Source organism: Phyllobacterium sp. (assembly GCF_037994405.1).
Classification (GTDB): Bacteria; Pseudomonadota; Alphaproteobacteria; order Rhizobiales; family Rhizobiaceae; genus Phyllobacterium.
Genome location: NZ_JBBNAN010000187.1, coordinates 1 through 3,038 on the forward strand (window position 1 = coordinate 1; position 3,038 = coordinate 3,038).

The window sequence follows — 3,038 nt, forward strand, 5'->3', positions numbered from 1 at the left end:
ATTTCGCGGGAAAGACAAGTTCATTTGGTCTTCTTTGGCTTCACCGAATCCGGTTCAATTATTGCCGAGAATAAAATGAACTTCCCATCTGGGTCATAACGCCGGATGCAGCGCTGCATTTCAGGAGTTAAGGGATCGCCCTGTTTACCTGCATGACAGATGTCGAGGATCCTCTTTATCTCCGCGTCAGCAAACTCTTCCGAATTTGCACTGACCACATGCAAGAGCGTCGCAGCCACTATTAAACTGACTAATTTCATTCCCGTTCCCCGATTGGTCCCGCCACAACAAAGAAGAAGGGCTTGATGCACATGCGCGCGCGAGAACGAACGGCCACGATCTTGGTTCGTATCATGCCGCTTAATCCTGCGTTTTGGAACCTACCGTGTTCCTGCGAGTTAGAGGGAAATGGACCAAGATACCTTTCGGCCGCTCACTATTGAAACCGATCAGCTTGGCAATTTGCAAACTATTGAATCGGTGCAGGGAGCTTTGGATTTTCTGACGAGCAAATGGCCCGCCAACAACGAGGTATCCCAGGAGAGAGCAATAAAAATGTGTATGCTGGCCCTCCAAGGAAGCGCCAGCGCTGATGCTGCGCGTGAGGTGTTCATCGAAGCAGCCAAGCAGGCAGGTATGGCGATCCGTCAGGTATAAGCAATGTGGGCGTGGCGCGAGAAGGTGGGATCATTGTCCGGGAGGTTACTTCTGCTCGACAGAAACGCCACCTTCACCAATCTTCAATTGAATGCCAGGCTTTGTTTCTTCTCTATAGGCATAGATGCCCAATCCGACGACGGCGACAAGAAGGGCGCCGATGATGAGATACAATCCGTTGCGGTTCAAAGTAATTCCTTGCTTCAGTAGGATAGATTTCGGGGGCGGCAGATCAATCGCGGCGGGCTAGTAAAAGACCGATAAGGACGCCAATACCCGCAACAACACCTAAGGACAATGCCGGGCGTTCAATTGCTCTGTCAGCAACTGCTTGTGCTTGTTGTCCCACAACGCGTGCTGCTTGGGCGCTGCTCTTCTTGACGGTGTGGTAAATATCCGATGCTTCATCAGACGCCTCGTCCACTGTCTGGGCAGCTTGTTTAGCAAGCGACTTTTTCAATCGGGCAACTTCGGCTTTGAGCTTCGAAATCTGTTGCTCGTATTGTTTAGCTGCTTCGTCGGCGACGTTCTCGACCTCGGTAGCCATGATTACTCCTGAAATAACACTGCGGTGCTAAAACGGGACGTAGCGAGATTGGTTCCAAGACGCTTTTCTAATCGACATTTTATGGGGAACAGATCGATGCTCAAGCGCCTTACCCCCGCGAGAAGTTCGCGATGCTGGTAATGACCATGCGGCAACGTCACAACATGCTCCTAGTGATTAGTGGCGGTGTTTCTCTTCGTTTTCCATCCAAAGTGCAAGAGAGATAGCGATCACGACTGCGATGATTGCTACCGTTGGCAACCAAATCATCATTTACTCCATTGTAGCGCACGTGGCAGGCAGGCCTTCACAAGCGCCAATTAAATGTAATTACTCAATCAATGGATTTTCAGATGCTCAAACGCCTCAGCTACCGCGAGAAGTTCGAATAATGGCCAACAACCGCAGCACCTTCGAACAGTTGCTTGACTGGCGAGCAGCCAGCGCACTTTAGGCGCCGCGCCCCAGGCGCAACAAAAAGAGGCCAGAGCTACCTTGGGAGGTGCGCCAGTCGGCCTCGAATGCCGGACGACAAGTTAGAGGAGGAATTATTCGCCTATTCCAATCTGTCTTTCAAATATACGCCAGGACAAGCATCACACCGGCGAGGCCGATCAAAGCAACGACGCTGAAATACAGCAAATTCGAGGCCATTTTCGGCGCCTTCTGCCTAAAATATCACTCACGTTTGAGTCCATCGCGCCAAGAAATCGCTTCTAGTTCGACCCGGACGGCATCCTCGACGGCAATCACGGGTCGTGCCTGGAATTCAAAAGCAGGCCAGGTCGAGCATACCTTGTGAACGGCCAACGGATCGTCGCAATCCACCAACATATGCCCACCCCACTCGCCCACCCGCACAACGAACAACTCGATCTTGAAATTGGCGGGCGCCTTCCATTGAGTGAAAACCTCCAGTATCCGCTTCTGGGCATTCTCGTACTCCGTAGGCGATCCTTGCGGACGTTCGAACCAGCTGATCATGTACTTCATCGTCATCCTCCGCTATTTGAGCTGAAATCCTCAGAACCACTTATTCTTGAACAGCAGCCTTGCGCGATTGGGCTTCTTGACAAGTCTGCTCCTGGCCCAAGGACCTCACGCGATGTGCGACTTGAGTCCGCAGTACCAAAGCGGAAGTCCGCCAACGCCTACGGATTTATCGGTTCACGCCCTAGTAATCGCAACAGCGAGCCTCCGGACGAGATATTGAATTATGGTGTCACCATGCAGGTAAGCGCAATCGACCCGGCGCTCATTAAATTGAGCTACCCGCGTTTCATCTCATCGCACTAGGCATCGCGCCGTCACGGGCTAATGGGCAGACAGGTTCTTCGCGGCAGCGGATGGGCTCTCGGCAAAGCTGATGGGCATCAAAGGGCCGAACGACAACTGTGGATTGCATGGCAGCCGCCGTTCGGCCCCCGGTCAACGAAGAACGTTGACGATAGAATTAGGGCGCGGCCGCTGTCGACAGGTCAACTTACAAATATTGCTATTGGGCTCACCAAAATTGAGGTCTGGTATATGAAAATCCCCAATGGGCAACAAAAAGAGGCCAGGGCCACTTGGAGAGTGTGCCAGCCGGCCTCTAGTGTCGGACGTGAAGCCCGAGCGGGAATTATCCGCCTGTGGGCAAATCCAGTCAAATCACGATTGGTGCTGTGGTAGTGCTCTGGCTTCTGACTGGGCAGCGCTTGCCGCTTCAATAGCGGCGTACGGCAGGATGAACTCGCACGGCAGGATGGACGCGCGCGACCGGCGCAACGACGTGAGCCCGAGGCCGAGCAATGCAGCCCTTCGGCACCCCGACCGTCTTGCAGTAGACGACGGC

The 3,038-nt window shown here is 53.2% G+C and carries 5 protein-coding genes; 1 reads left to right on the top strand and 4 read right to left on the bottom strand.

The window, feature by feature from the left end; all coding sequences use genetic code 11:
- Positions 1-20 precede the first annotated feature (20 nt).
- Positions 21-260, bottom strand: a complete 240-nt coding sequence (locus AAAC48_RS10695) for a hypothetical protein (protein ID WP_340654153.1) — start codon at positions 258-260, stop codon at positions 21-23.
- 148 nt (positions 261-408) lie between these two features.
- Here AAAC48_RS10695 and AAAC48_RS10700 point away from each other — a divergent pair, with 148 nt between their 5' ends.
- Complete coding sequence (locus AAAC48_RS10700) at positions 409-657, top strand: DUF982 domain-containing protein (RefSeq protein WP_340654154.1); 249 nt, start codon at positions 409-411, stop codon at positions 655-657.
- Between the two features lie 45 nt (positions 658-702).
- Here the strand turns inward: AAAC48_RS10700 and AAAC48_RS10705 are convergent, their stop codons facing one another.
- From AAAC48_RS10705 to AAAC48_RS10715, 3 genes are all read right to left on the bottom strand, one after another.
- The gene (locus AAAC48_RS10705; RefSeq protein WP_340654155.1) at positions 703-846 is read right to left on the bottom strand and encodes a hypothetical protein; all 144 of its coding nucleotides are present in this window, start codon (positions 844-846) and stop codon (positions 703-705) included.
- 43 nt (positions 847-889) lie between these two features.
- Entirely contained in the window at positions 890-1,204 is a 315-nt protein-coding gene (locus tag AAAC48_RS10710; RefSeq protein ID WP_340654156.1) for a hypothetical protein, read from the bottom strand.
- A 678-nt stretch (positions 1,205-1,882) separates the two neighbouring features.
- Entirely contained in the window at positions 1,883-2,197 is a 315-nt protein-coding gene (locus AAAC48_RS10715) for a DUF3303 family protein (RefSeq protein WP_340654157.1), read from the bottom strand.
- Positions 2,198-3,038 lie beyond the last annotated feature (841 nt).

Coding starts and splice junctions, on each gene's coding strand:
- AAAC48_RS10695 (WP_340654153.1), bottom strand. CDS start 260: ATGAAATTAGTCAGTTTAATAGTGGCTGCGACGCTCTTGCATGTGGTC.
- AAAC48_RS10700 (WP_340654154.1), top strand. CDS start 409: ATGGACCAAGATACCTTTCGGCCGCTCACTATTGAAACCGATCAGCTT.
- AAAC48_RS10710 (WP_340654156.1), bottom strand. CDS start 1,204: ATGGCTACCGAGGTCGAGAACGTCGCCGACGAAGCAGCTAAACAATAC.
- AAAC48_RS10715 (WP_340654157.1), bottom strand. CDS start 2,197: ATGAAGTACATGATCAGCTGGTTCGAACGTCCGCAAGGATCGCCTACG.